This window comes from Aeromonas sp. QDB17, assembly GCF_027705305.1.
Taxonomy (GTDB): Bacteria; Pseudomonadota; Gammaproteobacteria; order Enterobacterales; family Aeromonadaceae; genus Aeromonas; species Aeromonas caviae.
In genome coordinates, this window is the sequence record NZ_JAPDBP010000037.1 from 1 (window position 1) to 19,603 (window position 19,603).

A 19,603-nucleotide genomic window follows, 5' to 3' on the forward strand; every position below is an offset into this window, starting at 1 on the left:
CGATTGGATCGGACATACTGAGTACAGTGAAACCAGAATAGAGCAATTAGATCACATCTTTAATCTGATTGGTATGACACCTCAGTGTGTCACTCCCTGACCAGCCATAAAGAAAAAGCCCTGACGAATCAGGGCTTTAGAAGGTGGTGGAGCTGGGGGATGCTGAACTAAGGTGTTATATCATTGATTTAAATGTAAAATAGCCAATTCAGAAAATTCGTGTATGCCTAACTGTATGCCTAACATCAGAACTGCTGCAGAAAAGTACTTATCTGGGCTGGAATGGCCCGTGGTGGCTATCTGGTCGTGACGGATAAATTCTTCAACATCCACCTTTCTAACTTTTACAGCGGTCTCCAGAAGTGACGATTCCTGTTGTATCAGTTCCTCGTTTGGAAAAAAATTCCCCGTCCAAAATTTACTTTCCGGCGCGCACTGAATAGGTCCCTCAATTGCCGCATCTCATAGAGGTTGATGTCTCGCGGTGCTTATTGGCGCCCGATATTGAAGGCAGTGCAGAGATGGTTGTCCGCCTGAAAACACGACATGTGCAAAACCCCAGTATCGAAGCTACACGGCTGGCTCGGTATAGTCAGCCAAGCACACATCGAAGGGGACTGTGTATGAGTAACCAATCCGGCATTTGGCCAGTGGCACGCCAGTTATCGCTGGCCGCACTGATACTGAGCCTACTACCGCAAGCTGCGTTTGCTACTGATTGCACCTATCGCCCAGACAGCCTTGGCAATACCCGCTACCAGTGCAGCGATGGCCGCAATGGCACCTTGCGCGAAGACAGTCTCGGCAATGTCAGGGATTCTGGCTCAGGTACCACGTGGCGCAAGGACTCCTTGGGAAATGTCCGGGGCAGTGATGGCACCACCTACCGGCAGGATAGTTTAGGTAATGTACGCGGCAGTAACCCCCAAACCGGTGAGCGGGTGACTTGGCGTGAAGATAGCCTCGGCAACCTGCGTGCCTCCGATGGCACAGTCTGTCGAACCAATGCGCTAGGGCAACTCAAATGCAGTGGCGAGAGCGCGCCACCTACATTGCTGTATAAAGAATAATTTCTGGATGCGGGAAGCCGTTTTGCTGTGAGCCAGTTCTCTTATCTTCGCGCAACGATTAGACAAATCATGCAAAAAGATGAGGATGAGCTACACCTGAGGCTTTTTTAGCTTGCTGCGATGGTTTGATGTAGCTATTTTAGCTAAATTTGCTGTTTTAGCTGATCTGGAGCCATAAGTGCCCGAACAAGAGATCTACCAGCAGATCAAGAGTGCCTTGTCATCTGCACCTCGCAATCAATATACCGTCGAGCTACATCTGCAGATGCTCAAATATGCAGATGAGCTTACACACGTCACAGCTAGGGAGTTTTGCGAAGGTGTCGGGCTTAAAGAGAGTCTTGGCACCGAGTTTAGCAAGATGCGCAATCTAACTGCTCGGCTAAAGCTTGCCGGACTTGATAGCTCAAAACTCTAATCATCGTTCATATCGGCAATCACCAGCCAGCAAGCCAGTTAGTGGATAAGGAATAGCATGCTCAAGCTCGAAGAAATCAAAAAAGATGCCCAAGTGCGCGGCATTGTTGAAGGGCAAGTGGTACGCGTGGTGACGGTTGAGCCAATTGGCGAACACGCCCTGACTGTTTACTACAAAGACAGTAAAGGCGTATTGGCTGAACGCATGCTGTTTCGTAGCGATGAGATGGCGCTGGAGCTTGCGACAGTGGGCCGCCCATGGGCATTCGATGCCAACGGGGAGGATTTCAAGCTGGGCCTGGAAGCTTATCGGATTTCACAAGCAGCGTTGTTTGACCCCATGATGGCCGTCAACATGGCTAATGTTGACCCGCTGCCGCACCAGATCTCTGCCGTTTACGAATACATGCTGCCAAAGCAGCCACTGCGCTATGTATTGGCGGATGACCCTGGCGCGGGCAAAACCATCATGGCTGGTTTGTTTATCTCTGAACTGCTGCTACGGGCCGATGCTCGGCGGGTCATGGTGGTCTCGCCGGGCTCGTTGACTGAGCAGTGGCAAGATGAACTGTTTGAAAAATTTGGCCTGCAATTTGAGATCTTCAGTAAAGAAAAACAAGAGCAGTGCGCGACCGGTAACTATTTTTCTGAAACAGATCGCCTGATTTGCCGATTGGACCAGCTCTCTCGCAGCGAAGAGCTGCAAGAGAAGCTGCGCAATACCGACTGGGATCTGATCATCGTCGATGAAGCCCACAAACTCTCTGCTAACTACTTTGGCAGCAAAGTCAATAAAACCAAGCGTTTCGTCCTTGGTGAGTTGCTGGGGTCTATTTGCCGCCATTTCCTGCTGATGACGGCAACGCCGCACAATGGCAAAGAGGAAGACTTCCAAGTCTGGATGTCACTGCTCGACAGCGACCGTTTCTATGGCAAGTTCCGAGAGGGTGCCCACAAAGTCGATATCACCGACATGATGCGCAGGATGGTGAAAGAAGAGCTGCTCACCTTCGACGGGACACCACTGTTTCCTGAGCGCCGCGCCTACACAGCCAACTATGATCTCTCACCTATCGAAGCAAGCCTCTACGAGCAGGTGACGACCTATGTAAGAGAAGAAATGAATCGAGCCGACAAGCTCGATAACAAGAAGAAGACCACGGTTGGGTTCGCACTCACCCAACTGCAACGGCGGTTGGCATCCAGCCCTGAGGCTATCTATCAATCGTTGAAGCGCCGACGGAATCGGCTGCAAGACAAACTGGCTGAGATGAAGCTGCTAGCCCGTGGTCAGAAAGCTAAACAAGCGGGTGTTGCGGAAACGCTCGGCACTTACACCGTCACCAAACAGCTCGATCTGCCTGATAACTGGGATGAGTTGGATGAAGATCTCAGTGCTGAAGAGTACGAACTCTATGCCGAACAGGTGGCTGACCAGGCCACAGCAGCAGAAACCATCATCGAATTGGAAGCCGAGATCCACTCACTCAAAGACCTTGAGCAGCATGCGCTGACGCTGGTGCAATCTGGTAATGATAAAAAGTGGGAACAGCTCTCCTCTTTGCTGCAAGACTCCCCGGAAATGAAAAACCGCGATGGTAGCCGTCGCAAACTGATCATCTTTACCGAGCACAAAGACACGCTCAATTACTTGCGCCAGCGGGTGACAGATCTGTTGGGGCAACCACAAGCAGTTAGGGTGATCTATGGCGGGACCAATCGGGATGAACGTCGCAAGATCCAGAGCGAGTTTCGCAGTGATCCCACGGTGTTGGTGCTGATTGCCACCGATGCTGCTGGCGAGGGCGTCAACCTGCAAAACGCCAACCTGATGGTCAACTACGACCTGCCCTGGAACCCGAATCGTCTCGAACAGCGTTTTGGCCGTATTCACCGGATCGGCCAAAAAGAGGTGTGCCACCTATGGAATATCGTGGCCAATGAAACCCGTGAAGGGGAAGTCTTCCAAAAGCTGTTTGATAAGCTGGAAATAGAAAAGAAAGCCTTGGGTGGCAAAGTGTTCGACATCCTCGGTGAAGCCTTTGATAACGTCTCCCTGAAAGACTTGCTCATCAATGCCATTCGCTACGGCGAAGACCCGCTCGTGCGCGCAAAGATGGATCAGGTCATTGAAGGCGCGCTTGATAGCGACCACCTCAAAGAGATCATGCGGCGCAATGCGCTGGTCGAATCTCATATGGGCTTAGAGGGGCTCTACGCCATTAAAGAGCAGATGGAAAAAGCCGAAGCCCGTCGCTTGCAGCCGTTCTTTATCCGGGCGTTTTTCCAAGAAGCCTTTGTCGGGTTAAATGGCGAACTGAGGGAGCGTGAACAGGGTCGTTATGAAGTAAAGCATGTACCGGCAGTGATCCGCGAACGGGATCGTAGCATCGGCGAAAGCCGCACCCCCGTGTTGCACCGTTATGAACGAGTCTGTTTTGAAAAGCAGCTGATCAGGCCCACTGGCAAGGTGCTGGCCGAACTGCTTCACCCCGTGCATCCTCTGATGCACTCGGTACTTGATCTCACCTTGCAAGCCCATCGCGCCAAGCTCAAGCAGGGGGCGGTATTGGTGGATCCGGCCGATGAAGGGGACGAACCGCGCCTGATCATGATGCTGGAGCACTCAATCCGTGAAACCAGCGAACAAGCCAAGAGTGTTGCGTCACGACGGTTGCAGTTTGTTGCCATTGATACCGCCAGCCAGGCCAGCTATGCAGGCTGGGCACCACACTTAGACTTGGTCCCCATCAGCGAGGGGGATTTAGCCTTGGTGCAGGACATTCTGCACTCATCCTGGTTATCTCAGCCACTCGAACCGTTGGCGCTGCAACTAGCCTCTGAAAAATTAGTGCCGGAGCACTTTGCCGAGGTGAAAACACTGCGTGAGCGGCAAGCGGACAAAACGCTGGCGGCCGTGCATGAACGCTTGGTGAAAGAGATCAACTATTGGCAAGATCGCTATCTCAAGCTCAGCGATGACGTCAAAGCGGGTAAACAACCCAGAATGCAACCTGAAAACGCCCGCCGCCGGGTCGATGAACTGACGGCCCGTTTGCAGCAGCGCACCGCCGAACTCACTGCGCTCAAGCAGGTGGTCTCCAGCACCCCGGTGGTGATTGGCAGTGCCTTGGTGATCCCGCAAGGTTTGTTGGCCAAACGCAAAGGGGAGGTGGTGTTTAGCCCGGATGCGGCCAACCGAGCCCATATCGAGCAGGTGGCGATGCAGGCCGTCACCATAGCGGAACAGACGCTGGGACACACTGTTATCGATGTGTCGGCTGACAAGTGCGGCTGGGATATCACCGCCCGCCCGCCACTCAACAGTGATGGCTCATTGCCACAAGATCGCCATATCGAAGTCAAAGGGCGCAGCAAAGGGCAGACCACCATCACGGTCAGCCGCAACGAGATCCTCTATGCCCTCAACCAAGCAGACAAATTCTTGCTGGCCATCGTGCTGGTCGAGGGTGACAAGGCAGAAGGCCCGTACTACATTCGCCAACCTTTTACCAAAGAGCCGGATTTGGGCGTGGCCAGCATCAATTATGAGTTGGCCGATTTGCTCTCACGCGCGGTAACAGCCGAGGCAACCTTATGAAGTTAAAACAGCTCCATATTTACAATTTTCGTTGTTTCAAAGAGTTATCAATAAAGTTTGATGACAAGCTAACAGTCATCGTCGCCGAGAATGGGGCAGGTAAAACAGCGATCCTGGATGCTATCGCGCTTGGTTTTGGCCGTTATCTGACGAAGCTGCCGGGTGTTGCAGGTAGAGCGACGAAAACGACCGATCTTCGAGTAGATAAGCTCGAAAAGCAGGCTCCATTCATGATGCTGGGTTGGCAAGCTGATACCCCCAGCGGAATGATTTCGTGGTCCAGTGGTAGAAAACGGGATGCTTCGATTTCTATTGCAGAGATCGAAGGCTTGATGAAAGAAGAGTATCAATTTTTACTCAAGCAGGGAGCCAAAGGGTTGGATGGCTTTGCGTTGGATATCGTCAAACGCGAGGCCGCAGGTGAGCCAGTTTTTTTGCCGATGGTGGCTTACTACGGCACCAACAGAGCGATTCGTGAAGAAGTGCAAAGGCGGCGAGGGTTTAAACAGAAATTTTCACGTTTTGATGCCTTGATCGGCGCCCTAGAGCCTGATTCCAGTTTCAGATCTGCCTTCGAATGGTTCAATGCTATGGAAGATGTTGAGCGGCGAGAGCAGCAAACCAAGCGCGATTTTGATTATCGCTTGCCTGAGTTGCAATGGGTGAGAGCCGCCATTGAACAAATGCTCAATGGCGATCTGGTTGAGCCGAGAACCTTGGTCAGGCCGCTGCGCTTTGTGATTGACAAAGTGAATGATGATGGTTCCCGTCAAACATTGCGCATTAGTCAGCTCAGTGATGGCTATAAAATTGTGCTAGGTCTGGTGATGGATCTGGCAAGACGCATGGTCGAAGCGAACCCAACCCCACAGCCGCAACTTGATATAGCTAGCCCATTGGCGTTGCCTGCCATTGTGCTAATCGATGAAATTGACCTGCATCTGCACCCGAAGTGGCAGCAGCAAGTGCTGGGTGACCTGACTCGGATATTTCCAAATACCCAGTTTATCGTCACCACCCATAGCCCGCAGGTGATTAGCACCGTACATACGGATTCCATTCGAGTTCTGGGTCTGGATACCAATGGCAATCCGGTTGCAGCAACGCCGCTGGCCCACACCTATGGTGAACCTAGCAATAGCGTATTGCGCACGGTCATGCAGGTGGACCCGCAGCCACCGATAGACGAAAGGGCCTTATTGCTGCGCTTAACCGAACTGGTCGATCAAGGCCAGGGTGATGAGGGCGAAGCCAAGGGGCTGATGGCTCAATTGCTGATTGTGCTGGGGGCTGAGCACCCACAGTTACAACGACTACAGCGTAGTATCGCCCGTCAACAATGGCTGAAAGGGTTGGATGCAAAGCAATGAGATATGTCAGTCAATCTGGTTTGCATGTGCATGGCCTAGCAATGGCCCATCAAGCGCCACCACATACACCGGATCAGGCGACAAGTCGCTGGTCCTCTTTTGGACACAAGCGCGAACTGTTGACCAGGTTGTGCAATCAGCAATATCAGCTGTGTTGCTACAGTGAGATTCGGGCCGATCAACGTGGTCTCGATTACCACATAGAGCACGTAGAAAACAAAAGTCAGGCTCCTGAGCGTACCTTTGATGAAACCAATCTCGCAGCAAGTGCGTTCAGCTCTGATAGGGTATCATCGAGGGTCAAGGCAGATGTCTTTGGTGGTCACGCTGTCGGTAAGCAAATTGGCGTCGATATGACACTCTTTGTTCACTGTTACCAACCAGATTGTGCGCACTACTTTGCCTATATGTCGGATGGTAGAGTGGTGCCCTCTTTTCATTTGAACGCATGTGAGCAACAACGGGCTCAATACAGTATCGAGTTGCTCAACCTCAATAGCCCCTACCTTATGGAGTTACGTCAACAATGGTGGGACGAGTTAGAGCAACTCAAAGAAGAACATCTTACTAAAGGCTGGGATATTAACCAGTTATTGCAGCTTGATTTGGTGCCCACTGTGCACCAGCAACTCAGCCATTTTTTTTCGATTACTCGTCAATTCTTCGGCCCGGTAGCCGAAGCAGTATTACGGCGTGAGGCGCCAGAACTCCTATGACCCCCATCAAATCCCCCAAAAAACTGATCGAAGTGGCGCTGCCGCTTGATGATATCAATGCGGCTGCGGCGCGTGAAAAATCCATTCGCCACGGCCATCCGTCTACCTTGCACCTGTGGTGGGCACGTCGCCCATTGGCTGCGGCGCGGGCGGTGATTTTTGCGCAGATGGTCAACGATCCCGGCTACCAGCAGGACGGGGGCTTTAAGTACGGGGTCAATAAACAAGAGGCCGCCAAGAAGCGCGAGAAGCTGTTTAATATCCTGCGCGAGCTGGTTAAGTGGGAAAATACCAATAACGAAGCGGTACTCAGTCAGGCACGCGCAGCGATCTGGGAGAGTTGGCGCGAGATCTGTGCCCTCAATAAAGACCACCCACAGGCCAACATACTGTTTAACCAGGAAAAATTGCCAGGCTTTCACGACCCCTTTGCCGGTGGTGGCGCCTTGCCGCTGGAGGCCCAGCGGTTGGGACTCGAATCCCATGCCTCGGATCTTAACCCTGTGGCGGTCACCATCAATAAGGCGATGATCGAGATTCCCCCTAGGTTTGCTGGCCGTGAACCGGTGGGGCCACTGCCTGCCAGCGACAAACTGAGCAAGAAGAAAGCCACTCAGGATGCCTTTGAGGATTGGTCCGGTGCCAAGGGGCTGGCGGAAGATGTGCGCCGCTATGGCGCCTGGATGCGCGATGAGGCGCAAAAGCGTATCGGCCATCTTTATCCCAAGGTGCTCATCACCGGCGAGATGGTGGCCGAGCGGCCAGACTTGGCGCCCTATCTGGACGAAGAGCTGACTGTAATTGCCTGGCTCTGGGCCCGTACCGTCAAAAGCCCCAACCCAGCATATTCTCATGTCGATGTGCCGCTGGCCTCGACCTTTATTCTCTCCTCTAAAACGGGTAAAGAGGCCTATATCGAGCCGGTGGTCGCTGGAGACAGTTACCAGTTTACCGTCAAGGTGGGGACGCCACCCGCGGAGGCAAAAGAAGGAACAAAAGTTGGTCGAGGCGGTAATTTTCAGTGTTTAATCTCTGGTAGTCCGATACCAGTCAAACTTATCCGTGAGCAAGGTCAGCTAGGTACATTTAAACAGCGATTAATGACTGTTGTTGCGGAAGGAAAGTCTGGGCGCGTTTATTTATCGCCAACCCAGGCGATGGAAAACATTGCTAATAGTGCCAAACCAACTTGGCAACCAGAAACCCCTATTAACCACAATCCAAGGGATATTCGAACCCAACTGTATGGTTTGAACAAATATTGCGATCTGTTCACCCCCCGTCAATTAGTGGCGTTGACCACCTTCTCCGAGTTGGTGGGCGAAGCTATTGCCCGTTGCCGTGAGGATTCCCTATTTGCTGGGATGGCGGATGACGGAAATGGCCTAGATGCTGGTGGCACCGGTGCCACGGCGTATGCGCAGGCGGTGGGGGTGTATTTGGGATTTGCTGCAAGTAGACTCACCGACCGCTCATCAACAGTTTGTGCATGGGATTCACATAAGAGCGCTGAGAAGATACGGAATACTTTTGGTCGTCAAGCAATTCCAATGGTCTGGGATTATGCCGAGGGAAATTGTTTTACTGATTCTTCTGGCTCTTTTTCTGTTCAAGTTGATTACATAGCAAAATCTATAGTTGCCCTGCCTGCGAGGGCGGCAGGGTGGGCTTGCCAAAATGATGCCCAAACTCAGACTATTAGTCGAAATAAAGTAATTTCTTCCGATCCTCCCTATTACGATAATATTGGTTATGCCGATCTATCGGACTTTTTCTATGTGTGGCTGCGCAAATCGTTGCGCCCCATTTTCCCCGGTCTCTATGCCACCATGGCGGTGCCTAAGGCCGAGGAGCTAGTGGCGACCCCCTATCGCCATGGCAGTAAAGAGGGTGCTGAGGCGTTCTTCTTAGATGGCATGGGTAAGGCGATCCACCAGTTGGCTGAGCAAGCGCACCCGGCCTTCCCGGTCACTATCTATTACGCCTTTAAGCAGTCCGAAACCAAGAGTGATGGCACCTCCAGCGCCGGTTGGGAGACCTTTTTGCAGGCAGTGATCGATGCCGGCTTTGCTATTAGTGGGACTTGGCCGATGCGTACCGAAATGGGTAATCGCATGATTAGCTCAGGTACCAATGCATTGGCCTCTAGCGTGGTGCTGGTGTGCAATAAGCGCAAAGTGGATGCCGATACCATCAGCCGCCGCCAGTTTATCCGAGAGCTCAACCGCGTATTGCCTGAGGCACTGGATGCCATGACCCAGGGCAGCACCGATGCCCTGGGTCATAGCCAATCGCCGGTGGCGCCGGTGGACTTATCGCAGGCAATTATTGGCCCAGGTATGGGCATCTTCAGTCAATACGCCTCGGTGCTGGAAGCCGACGGCAGCAAGATGAGCGTTAAAACCGCGCTGCAGCTCATTAACCGCTTCTTGGCCGAAGATGACTTTGACCACGATACCCAGTTCTGCCTGCACTGGTTTGAGCAGCAAGGCTGGCGGGTTGGCAAGTTTGGCGAAGCGGACGTGCTGGCGCGCGCCAAGGGCACCAGCGTGCAGGGCTTGCAGGAGGCGGGGGTGATCAGTGCCGGCCAAGGCGAGGTGCAACTGCTGAAATGGGCCGAGCTGCCCACCGACTGGGCGCCGGAGCGCGACAGCCGTACCCCGGTGTGGGAGGGGCTGCACCAGCTGATCCGCATCCTCAATAGTGAGGGCGCGAGCGGCGCCGGTTCCATGCTGGGGCGCTTGACTGACAAGAGCGATGCGATCCGCTCCCTGGCCTATCGCCTCTACACCCTCTGCGAGCGCAAAGGCTGGGCCAGCGATGCTCGTGCCTATAACGAACTGGTCACCGCCTGGGAGGCGATGCAATCCGCAATGGCCGAGGGCGGCCAGATGGGTGAAAACTTGAGTTGGGACTTCTGATCATGCTAAAGCAGGCTACGTTCAAGAACTTCACCACCCTACCCAATGAGACTCTGGTGTTCGCACCAGGGCTCAATGTGATCGTGGCTGAAAATGGTTGTGGCAAGACCCATCTGCTCAAGGCCATCTACTCGTTGTTAAACGTCAACACCGGCAGTGATCTCTCCAAGACCGGATTGCAAAAAGCCTATGCCGACAAGCTGATGGGAGTTTTTCGCCCGGAGAGTCTTGGCCGCTTGGTCAAGCGCAGCCAAGGGCGTGAGCGCTGTGAAGTGGCGCTCACCATGGCTGATGAGCAACAAAGTTGCGAGATCAATTTTGCCTCCAATGCCAGCAGCGGCGTGCAAGTGAAACAGGTGCCTGAGGTCAGTTTGTCTCAACCGCCGGTCTATTTGCCGACCCGTGAGCTGGTGACGCTGTGCCCCTGGTTTATCAACCTGTACGACAACTACCATCTGGAGTTTGAGGCGACTTGGCGTGACACCTGTTCATTGCTGGGTGCGCCGTCGGTTAAAGGGCCGCGAGAAAAACGGGTGGCACAACTGATGCAGCCACTGGAAGAAGCGATAGGTGGCAAGGTGTTGGTTGAGCCCAACACCGGTCGTTTTTATTTGCAACAATCTGGCCAGAAGTTGGAGATGCCGCTGGTGGCCGAGGGCTTACGCAAGCTGGCCATGCTTGCGCGTCTTATCAGTACCGGTGTGCTGCTTGAGCAGGGCTATCTGTTCTGGGATGAACCGGAAGCGAATCTTAATCCCAAACTTATCAAAATGTTAGCCAAGGTGATTTTGGCTTTGGCTGAGCAAGGCATTCAGATCTTTATTGCCAGCCACTCACTGTTTTTATTGCGTGAGATCGAGTTGCTGGCACGGGATGAATACCAGGTTGCCTGTCGTTACTTTGGCTTGAGCCTGGGTGAAGAGGGTACCGTTCTGGAGCAGGCTGATGAGCTGGAAGATATCCAGACTCTGGTGCTGCTGGATGAAGAGTTGGAGCAAGCTGATCGCTATCTCGGGAGTGGTGCATGACGGCGATAACAGAAGGGGCGCTGACTTTCACCTTTCCCACTGGGGCGTTGGTGTGCAAATACGATGAGATGAGTTTTTATCGTAACCAGTTCATCAGGATGGCCGATGGGATCAAGGCGATGGATCTGGCATATGTCGATGGTCAGACATTTTGGCTTATCGAGGTCAAAGATTATCGGGTTCATCCACGCACCAAGTCTATTGAGTTAGTCGATGAGATTGCTGGCAAGCTGCGCAATACCTTGGCGGGTTTGTGGGCGGCCAAATGCAATGCCAGTGATCAGGACGAAAAGCAATTTGCAGCCACAGCGATTCGAGCACGAAAGGTACGGGTAGTGCTTCATTTGGAAGAGGTACCTCAGCAGGGGAGACTCGCTCCACACAGGTCGCTAAAGACAGGATTGCTGCAAAAGATGAAACAGAAGCTAAAGAGTGTGGATGCTCATCCTTGCTTGGTGGACCAGCGCTCTCTCAAGCCAGCAATGAATTGGACAATAACGGGATAATAACATTATGAGTCTGAAACCTTGGCGCGAGATTGCGCGCCCGCACCGCGATGTGCTGGAAGGCACCTTTAAACAGTCGGAATTTGCGGCAGATATCACTCAGGTCGCCAATGGTAATGCGCCAGCGGAATACCAGGATGCCGAGCAGTTTTTTGCCCGCACCTTCATTACCGAAGGGATGCGCTTGCTGTTGGGGTCGGTGGCTGAGCGGCTGTCGGGTAAGGGCGGCGATCCGGTGATCCAGTTGCAAACGGCATTTGGTGGCGGTAAGACCCATACCATGCTGGCGGTCTATCACCTAGCATCGCGCGAGGTGACGACCGATCGCTTGCAGGGCATCCCGCCAATATTGGATGCGGCCGGGATCCACGACCTACCCAGCGCTCGGGTGGCAGTGATCGATGGTATCAACTTGTCGGTGAGCCAAGCACGCGATCACGGTGCCGTGCGGGCCAATACCCTGTGGGGTGAATTGGCCTGGCAACTGCTGGGTGATGAAGGCTATGAGCTGGTTGCTGACAGTGACAGCGACGGGACTTCACCGGGTAAGGAGCAGTTGGTCAAATTGCTGGCCAAGGCGGCGCCCTGTGTGGTGTTGATGGATGAGTTGGTGGCGTTTTTGCGCCAACTTGAGGTGGGCAAGCAGTTTAATGCCGGGACCTTTGATTCCAACATTACCTTTATACAGGCGCTGACCGAGGCGATGAAGGCTGTGCCCAATGCCATGCTGTTGGCCTCTTTACCTGAGTCTGCCTTGGAAGTGGGCGGCACCATGGGCCAGAAGGCACTTGATTCCCTCGAAAAATACTTTGCGCGGGTTGAGTCTGTGTGGAAGCCGGTGGCAACCGAAGAGGCCTTTGAGATTGTGCGCCGCCGCCTGTTTGAATCGGCTGGAGAACTTGCGCAGGTGCAGGGCATAGCGCAGCAATATGCCGATTTCTATCGCCAACATGCACAGGATTTTCCGAACGAAACCCAATCCAGCCACTACTACGACCGATTGTGTAAGTCATACCCTATTCACCCGGAAGTGTTCGACCGCCTCTATGAGGATTGGTCAACGCTGGACAAGTTCCAGCGCACCCGGGGTGTGTTGCAGTATATGGCGATTGTGATCCATCGTCTGTGGGTGGCAGATAATCGCGATGCGTTGATCATGCCGGGCTCTTTGCCGCTTGATGACAGCAATGTGCGTGGCAAGAGCATCCACTATTTGCCACAGGGGTGGGAGCCGGTCATCGAGAAAGAGGTCGATGGTCCTCGCTCAGAAGCGGCTGATATCGATCAGCAAGACACCCGCTTTGGCCAATACCATACGGCCCGCCGGGTGATGCGTACTCTGTTTTTGGGCAGTGCGCCTAGCTCTGGCGATCAGATGCACCGCGGTCTGGAGGCAGAGCGGATTTTGTTGGGCGCCTGTTCACCAGGGCAAACAGTGGCCACCTTCAAGGATGTGTTGATCCGTCTGCGGGATCGTCTGACCTACCTTTATGGCGATAAAGATCGCTTGTGGCTCGATACCAAGCCCAATCTGCGCCGGGAGATGGAAAGCCGCAAGAGTAAGGTCAATGAGCGTGAGGAGTTGACTCCGCTGCTTAAGAAGTCTGTGACCAGCTGTTTTGGTTCCCAGCATTGTTTTGCGGGGATCCATGTTTTCACACCTGCCAGCGATGTGCCTGATGAATATGGAAATGGCCCGCGTTTGGTGGTGCTGGATCCTGTGGCGTTTTCAGCCTACAGCCGTAGTAGCAGCACTAACCAGGCGTTTAAAGCTGCCGAGGCCATCTTGTTTAAACGTGGTGAGCAACCGCGGGTGAAACAAAACCGGCTGATCTTTTTGGCCGCCGATTATGACAGCCTAAACCGCTTGAAAGATCAGGGTAGGACCTATCTGGCTTGGCACTCTATCGTCACCGATATCGAAAATGGGGTGCTCAATCAGGATCTGGCCCATTTAACCCAGGCGAGAGGCAATCGTGAGACGGCGAAAAAGCAGTTTGATAGCTTGATCCGCGATACTTATAAGTGGCTGCTGGCGCCGCTGCAGGAGCCCGGTCAGCCGCTGGAGTGGGAGGTTGCTCAAATCTCTTCCAACGCACCTAAATTGATCCAGGAAATTGAAAGCCGACTGGTTGAAGAGGAGTGGTTGATCAAAGAGTGGTCCCCCGTTCACCTGCGCAACTTGTTGGAGAAATATTATTTCACCAACGGTGTGGAATCGGTCAATGCGTTGAAGGTGTGGCAGGATGCTTGCCAATATCTGTATATGGCGCGTCTGGTAAATGATTCGGTGTTGCGCAACACCATAGAAGCGGCCATCAAGAGCACCGACTTTTTTGCCTTTGCTTCTAGCCAGCGTGAAGAACGCTTCGAGGGATTTGCTTTTGGCAAAGCTGCCACCGTGTTTATCGATGAGTACAGCCTGCTGATAAGCCGCGAGGCAGCCCTACGTTATCAAGGCAAGCTTGATGAAGAGAAACGTGCGGCAGAAAAACAAAAGGAAATCGATAAGCCCTCAACAGACGGCGATGACGACAATAAAAAGATAACAAGGACTGATGGGATAAAAGGAACAGGTGGAGGTTCGGTTGGCCCGGGACCAACGCCTCCTATCGCCGATCTCGCCGAGAAAACTCGCTTCTATGGCTCGGTCAGGATTGACCCCATCAAGGCCAAGATGGACTTTGCCACACTGATGGATGAGGTTGTACAGAATTTCACCAGTCAATTGGGTGTGGATGTGGAGATCTCAATTGAGATTAACGCTCGTTCAGAGAAAGGGTTTGATGCCAACTTGCAGCGAGCCATCAAAGAGAATTGCAGCATGCTCAAGTTTGGCAATGCTGAATTTGAAGAGTAAAAAGCAAAAAAATCAAAGGCCGGAGTTTTCCTAATGCCAGTCAGTTAAGCCTGACTGGCATTGTTTTTACTAGGTTTTCTCGTCGCATACTTCTGTGGTTTGGCTTTGATGCACCTTGGGTAACTTCGTTCTCGGCGGGCGGGTAACTTGAACTGCTCTGCCTGTTTGTCCAACTCAGCGACACGCCCTGGAACCATGCCCGGTGACACAAACGGCAGGCAACTGAGTTCATGCAGCAGATACACCGATGCCATGTGAAAGCTCAACTGGCTGGCCGTATAGCCCTTTAAGCTCGCCGCCATCCTAACCATCTGATATCTCAGTAGGTTATAGGCCAATACCAAGCCCCATAGCTCCTGCCTTACTCCATCGGGTTTCTTGCTGCGCAGCGTCAGCCGGTGCTGTTGCAGGCTATGTTTCATCTCCCGATAGCCCAGCTCGATTTCCCAGCGATTCTGGTATAGCTCCATCAACTCGCTGGCCGGGAAGCGCAGCGGGTCGGTGAGCGAGGTCAGCACCTGCCGCTCCTTGCCGTTTACCGTCCGGGTCAGCAGCCGGGCTTCGAACTGCTCCGGCAACTCGCTCCACTTCTTCTTGGCCTGCGGACTGGCTCTGAGGCGTACCAGCACATCCTGCCGCCCCAGCTTGCGGATGACCTCGTATTGAGCCCCCTTTTTCAGCGGAATAAGCCAGTGACGCGCTACGCCCTGGCGTTGCCAGGCATGGAGTAACCCCAGTGAGTAGAAGCCCTTATCGAACAGGGTCAGGCTATTATCGGGTGTTTTTTCAATCAGTTGCTCTGCCAACACCATCTCGTTTACCGCACAGGAGTCCATCACTGTCTGGGTCAGCAGATGACTGGTCAGCTCCATCTGACACAACATGCGGACCTGGGGATATTGCGTCTCCCCCTGGACGGTTTTCGACTTGGCAAAGGCGCCGGCATTGTCCGGAGTATCGGGCGTGCGCCAGACCACCCCGTCCACGGCCAGCAGCTGCAAGCCGGCCCAGGTGGGGTGCTGACACTGCTGATGCCAGAGTGTGGCGGTCTGCTGGAACACCTGTCGAACGGCTTGGTCAGCCAGTTTTTGGCGCGCCTGGATGAAGGCGCTGGGGACGACAAACGGCCGTGCGCCGGGTAACAGGATATCGAGCTGGTTGGCCAGCTGGGCCATAGGGACATGACGAAACAAGGACATCCCGATAATGGCCCATAGCACCCGCTCCATGGGCATGCGCCGTCGGCGCAAGGAGACGGAGCCCGTCTCGGCCAAGCAAGCCTGCACCAGTTCAGGTGACAGCAGGTCAGACAGGGACTCAAACTTTCCGGGAGGACAGGCGTGAATGAAGTCGAGAGCTTGGTCGATACGCATAAAAAAATCCGAAACCCAACAAGGAGTTTCGGATTCTTACACAGCCTGAGGATCGGTCAATGGATCCTTAACTGATCGGCATTACCGGAGTTTTCCGGCCTTTTTTATAACCAATGATTAGGAATGGCGATCTCAAAGGATTGAGCCACATAGCGTAGCGTGGCCAGGATTTCGCGATGCCGAGTGGCATCGATAGGTTGTCCAGCCTTACGCAGATCTAGCATTCCTTGCAACTCGGGTAGGTCGAACATACCGAGTCGGTAGAAGTTGCCCCAGGTGGGCTGGCCAAACAAGTTATAGATCACCACAGTGCTATCACGCTCACTGGCGAGGCGCTTTTCGCCAGTGAGCTTGGTCAGCGCCAATTCGGCTTCGTCTTTGTCGTCGTAGGTATTAAGAAGTTTCATTAGAGGCTTGGCGATCGATGAATGGCTGTAAAGTTTATCAAGGAAGGCTGCCACCGGCAAAATCGGGTAGCCACTTAAATCTGAGAACCACACGTTGACTCACCCTCTATGTCGATTTTAAGTCTCTGTGGCTTGAGTAATGTCGCTTTCTTGCCGGTACACATCCAGATAGAGATAGCCATAACTGGCCTTGGGATTGGCCAGGCAGACCCATTCCCCTTGCCGTAACGTAACCAGCTTGTCTTGGTCGCTCAGCAGTTCCCCTTGTTGAAAGAGTTTACTAAGGCGATCAATAAACCCCGGTATCACGGTGTCGATGTCGGTGAGCCATTGTTCGTCAGCATCGCCATAGACGCCGCTGCGATCCCATAGCAGGGAAACCCCGCTTCGTTCGACAATGGCACGTGCGCCAAAACGTGGTTGGACCTGGGTGTGTAATCCCCAACTGCCTATCGTGCTCATGTTTTTACTCCAAATGAGGGTGGGTCCTTGCACAGGTCATCGCAGACCATGCTCATTACTCCCGAAAAGGACGGCCTGATCGGCGCAACTGTTACAAATGTCCACGCTCTGCCAGTGACACCACGCCCTCCGCCCCCACCACCAGATGATCCAGCGTGCGGATATCGACCAGCGCTAGGGCGCTTTGCAGTCGCTGAGTGATCTCGATATCTGCACGGCTGGGTTCTGGGTAACCTGAGGGATGGTTGTGGACCAGCATCAGCGCGGCGGCATTGTGGTGCAGCGCCCGCTTGACCACGTCGCGGGGGTAGACGGTCGCAGCGGAGAGGGTGCCGAGAAACAGCTCCTCGTAGGCCAGGATCCGGTGCTGGTTATCGAGGAACAGTGCGGCGAACACTTCGCGATCCCGCGTTTGCAGCAGCCCTTGTAGCGCGTGGTGGGCCAGATGCTTGTCGGTGAGGGCCACGCCTTTGGCGAGCTTCTGGCGGGCCAGTGCCTGGGCGATGGTGAGCAAGTCGTCGTCGGTGACTAAGTCGGTCACCCGATAAGTGCCGGGTTGCTCCCCAGCACTGAGTTTGTGATGCAACATGATTCATTCTCCAAAAGCGTTCGCCCCACTGGCCGGTGGGGTGTGTTTTGCGATAAGGGGGGTGGTGATTGCGATGAGTGGGTCAGTGATTGGCAGAGCGCAGCCTTTGCTGTGTCAGGTCGTGCAACGGGATCTGGTAACTGGTGGCCAGCAGGTTGCCGATGCCATAAAGCCACTCCCGCTGTGGGTGATCGCACAGCCATTCGGCCAGTGCGTCACCCCGTTCGGTCTGATAGCGCAGATAGAGGGCGTAGCCATCGACCCGTAGACCGTAGTCCAGCACCACCTGAGTCTGCCCCCCGTTGTCGTGAACCCCCTCCAGCTCAAGGGCGAGCAGTGTTCTGGTCATCGGCACCTTCCTGATGGGGTAAGGGGTCACTCTCCACGGTAAAACCGCGATGAATACAAATGCGTTGCAGGTCAGCCAGAAAGCTGGCCAGTACCCTGGGCTGCTCGGTGAACGGGACCGGCCCTGCCTGGCAATGCCAGAAACACCTGCGCTTGGGATCAACGCAGATCTCATCCACCGGTTGGCTCATGGTGCGCCAGTCGTCAGCATTGCTGATGGTGAGCAGTTGCCACTGAACCCCAGACCAACGCACTTGTAAGGTGACGGTGCGGGCATGTGGGCTACCAGGTGTCAGATGCAGCAACCAGCGTTTGCCACTTTGTGTGGGCCTTAATTTTGCTTTGATAGTGATCTGTCCCAGCCACTGGCGTGAGTAGTGCGAAAGCGCTAATTCTTGGCTCATTGCAACCTCCTAATCTCCAGTGACCGAAACGGTGAAACACTCCAACCGGCAGTAGGCAATGAAGTTGCTCTGCCAGATATCGAACAACTCCCGGGCTTCAGCCAGCCGTAGCGGCCCCCAGCCCAACATGGTGTGTTCCCCGTCGAGGAAGTTGAAATCAAGCTCCTTGCAGAGCTCGGCATCCTGGCCCAGTCCCTGGTAACTGAAATCGGTGACGTAATCGACCAGCCAGTCGTCAAGACCACGTACCAAGCGGATCTCGACCGGGTGGACGCCACCCTGTTCAGCGCTGTAACCGGGGTTACGGAAGTTGAAGGTCAGCTGGGTGCAGCGCCCCAGATCGAGATCGGTACGTTCGGCTTCTTGGCTGAGCAGGGTCAGTAGAGCCTGACAAACGGGCAGGGCAAAGCCGTCCCGGTGAAAGGGAATCGTCATGGGTAGTGCTCCTTGTTGTGCGAGGGTAAGGCAGTGGCTCAGTCGGTGAGCCAGGACCAGAGGCGGCTGACTGCGTAAACGGCTAATGCGCCAGTTGCCAGGGGGACCCAGCTTGGCGATGTCACGAGGGTGGTCAGGGTGATAGCAGAGGTGGCGAGCGTTATGCAATCAGACGTTGTGCGCTCGCGGCTCAACACGGTCATGGCTGGGGGAATGATGGTGGCCTGTGGAGTACGAAGGGCCGCTTTCGCCACTGCCGTTGCTACCTGGCTAACCTGTGTCGAGTGGTGGATACCGTGGATGCACCACATCACGAAGTGTTCACAGTTACTGAACAACACATCGTAACGGTGTTCGCCCAGCCGTGTGCGGGCACGTTCGAGGCTCTCCGTTCGGTCATACCGCCTAACAGGGCAAAATTTGCACCAGACCGGCTTACCATCGGAAAACGCATCCAGAGACGTCATCACTATCTCACCGGGTAGGCCGTGATTAGGCCCCTGGTAGTGGATAACGAGGTCGCCCCCGACATAGAGGCCGTGGTGGGTATAACCGAGGCGAGCGGTCACCAGATGATCGCCTGGGGTGAATCGAGACATGAAGATAACTCCTTGTGGTCAGACATAAAAACGCAGCAGGGCACCTCGTGGGTGCCCTGTTATCAGTGTGGAAAAGTGACGATTCTATTTGTGTAAGGTCAGGGTACGGGAATCCCAGGCCCAGGTGAGCTGTTGGCTAAAAGCGTGGGCAAGGCGATCGTGCTGCAGCGCCAGCAGGCGGGATTGACCCAGGATCAGGTGGCAGAGCACCTTAATATCGGGATGGAAGCCGTCTCTCGGATGGAGCGCAGCATCGTGGTGCCGACCATTGCCCGGCTGGCTGAACTGGCTCAGTTGTTTGGCTGCGAGCTGGCCGATTTCTTGCGCGAAACCAGCCCGCGCCCAACCGAGCAGGGTATCGTCTTGGGGCAGAAACTCGCCCGGCTGGACAGCGATGACCGGGCATTGCTGCTGGAGACGTTTGAGCGGTTGGTCGAGCGCCTGGCCAAATCCTGAGTTAGGGTGTACCGGGTGCCGGTGTGGCGTCCTTGCCTAGC

18 protein-coding genes are annotated in these 19,603 nt (G+C 54.2%); 10 read left to right on the forward strand and 8 right to left on the reverse strand.

What is annotated here, in order from left to right; all coding sequences use genetic code 11:
* The first annotated feature begins 623 nt into the window (after nt 1-623).
* From OKC41_RS20255 to OKC41_RS20295, 9 genes are all read left to right on the forward strand, one after another.
* Nucleotides 624-1,070, forward strand: coding sequence for a hypothetical protein (locus tag OKC41_RS20255; RefSeq protein WP_270672312.1), 447 nt, complete (start codon nt 624-626; stop codon nt 1,068-1,070).
* Nucleotides 1,071-1,248: 178 nt separating this feature from the next.
* Nucleotides 1,249-1,488 (forward strand): transcription factor, encoded by a 240-nt coding sequence (locus OKC41_RS20260; RefSeq protein ID WP_270672313.1) that lies wholly within the window; start codon nt 1,249-1,251, stop codon nt 1,486-1,488.
* A 57-nt stretch (nt 1,489-1,545) separates the two neighbouring features.
* Nucleotides 1,546-5,088: a helicase-related protein gene (locus OKC41_RS20265; protein WP_270672314.1), complete on the forward strand. Its 3,543-nt coding sequence runs from the start codon at nt 1,546-1,548 to the stop codon at nt 5,086-5,088.
* Nucleotides 5,085-6,458, forward strand: coding sequence for an AAA family ATPase (locus tag OKC41_RS20270; protein WP_270672315.1), 1,374 nt, complete (start codon nt 5,085-5,087; stop codon nt 6,456-6,458). The genes OKC41_RS20265 and OKC41_RS20270 overlap by 4 nt, the downstream gene beginning before the upstream one ends.
* Nucleotides 6,455-7,174 (forward strand): retron system putative HNH endonuclease, encoded by a 720-nt coding sequence (locus OKC41_RS20275; RefSeq protein WP_270672316.1) that lies wholly within the window; start codon nt 6,455-6,457, stop codon nt 7,172-7,174. The genes OKC41_RS20270 and OKC41_RS20275 overlap by 4 nt, the downstream gene beginning before the upstream one ends.
* Entirely contained in the window at nt 7,171-10,095 is a 2,925-nt protein-coding gene (locus OKC41_RS20280; protein WP_270672317.1) for a DUF1156 domain-containing protein, read from the forward strand. The genes OKC41_RS20275 and OKC41_RS20280 overlap by 4 nt, the downstream gene beginning before the upstream one ends.
* 2 nt (nt 10,096-10,097) lie before the next feature.
* Nucleotides 10,098-11,123, forward strand: a complete 1,026-nt coding sequence (locus OKC41_RS20285) for an ATP/GTP-binding protein (RefSeq protein WP_270672318.1) — start codon at nt 10,098-10,100, stop codon at nt 11,121-11,123.
* Complete coding sequence (locus OKC41_RS20290) at nt 11,120-11,629, forward strand: hypothetical protein (protein WP_270672319.1); 510 nt, start codon at nt 11,120-11,122, stop codon at nt 11,627-11,629. Before OKC41_RS20285 ends, OKC41_RS20290 begins: the two co-directional genes overlap by 4 nt.
* Nucleotides 11,630-11,636: 7 nt before the next feature.
* The gene (locus OKC41_RS20295; RefSeq protein ID WP_270672320.1) at nt 11,637-14,489 is read left to right on the forward strand and encodes an ATP-binding protein; all 2,853 of its coding nucleotides are present in this window, start codon (nt 11,637-11,639) and stop codon (nt 14,487-14,489) included.
* Nucleotides 14,490-14,533: 44 nt separating this feature from the next.
* Here the strand turns inward: OKC41_RS20295 and OKC41_RS20300 are convergent, their stop codons facing one another.
* The 8 genes from OKC41_RS20300 to OKC41_RS20335 form a co-directional block, all read right to left on the reverse strand.
* Nucleotides 14,534-15,862: an IS4 family transposase gene (locus OKC41_RS20300; RefSeq protein ID WP_270672321.1), complete on the reverse strand. Its 1,329-nt coding sequence runs from the start codon at nt 15,860-15,862 to the stop codon at nt 14,534-14,536.
* Between the two features lie 104 nt (nt 15,863-15,966).
* On the reverse strand, nt 15,967-16,362 hold the full coding sequence (locus OKC41_RS20305) for a hypothetical protein (RefSeq protein WP_270672322.1): 396 nt from the start codon (nt 16,360-16,362) through the stop codon (nt 15,967-15,969).
* A 24-nt stretch (nt 16,363-16,386) separates the two neighbouring features.
* Nucleotides 16,387-16,731 (reverse strand): type IV toxin-antitoxin system YeeU family antitoxin, encoded by a 345-nt coding sequence (locus OKC41_RS20310; protein WP_270672323.1) that lies wholly within the window; start codon nt 16,729-16,731, stop codon nt 16,387-16,389.
* A 91-nt stretch (nt 16,732-16,822) separates the two neighbouring features.
* On the reverse strand, nt 16,823-17,320 hold the full coding sequence (gene radC / locus OKC41_RS20315; RefSeq protein ID WP_041212667.1) for a DNA repair protein RadC: 498 nt from the start codon (nt 17,318-17,320) through the stop codon (nt 16,823-16,825).
* Nucleotides 17,321-17,402: 82 nt separating this feature from the next.
* Nucleotides 17,403-17,669, reverse strand: a complete 267-nt coding sequence (locus tag OKC41_RS20320) for a hypothetical protein (RefSeq protein WP_270672324.1) — start codon at nt 17,667-17,669, stop codon at nt 17,403-17,405.
* Nucleotides 17,644-18,072 (reverse strand): hypothetical protein, encoded by a 429-nt coding sequence (locus OKC41_RS20325; RefSeq protein WP_129146649.1) that lies wholly within the window; start codon nt 18,070-18,072, stop codon nt 17,644-17,646. Before OKC41_RS20325 ends, OKC41_RS20320 begins: the two co-directional genes overlap by 26 nt.
* 9 nt (nt 18,073-18,081) lie before the next feature.
* The gene (locus OKC41_RS20330; protein WP_201871418.1) at nt 18,082-18,507 is read right to left on the reverse strand and encodes a DUF2787 domain-containing protein; all 426 of its coding nucleotides are present in this window, start codon (nt 18,505-18,507) and stop codon (nt 18,082-18,084) included.
* A 38-nt stretch (nt 18,508-18,545) separates the two neighbouring features.
* On the reverse strand, nt 18,546-19,106 hold the full coding sequence (locus tag OKC41_RS20335; protein ID WP_111896687.1) for a lecithin retinol acyltransferase family protein: 561 nt from the start codon (nt 19,104-19,106) through the stop codon (nt 18,546-18,548).
* A gap of 132 nt (nt 19,107-19,238) precedes the next feature.
* Here OKC41_RS20335 and OKC41_RS20340 point away from each other — a divergent pair, with 132 nt between their 5' ends.
* Nucleotides 19,239-19,562 carry a helix-turn-helix domain-containing protein gene (locus OKC41_RS20340; RefSeq protein ID WP_270672325.1) on the forward strand — a complete coding sequence of 108 codons (324 nt, stop codon included), beginning with the start codon at nt 19,239-19,241 and terminating at the stop codon, nt 19,560-19,562.
* The last annotated feature ends 41 nt before the right edge of the window (nt 19,563-19,603 follow it).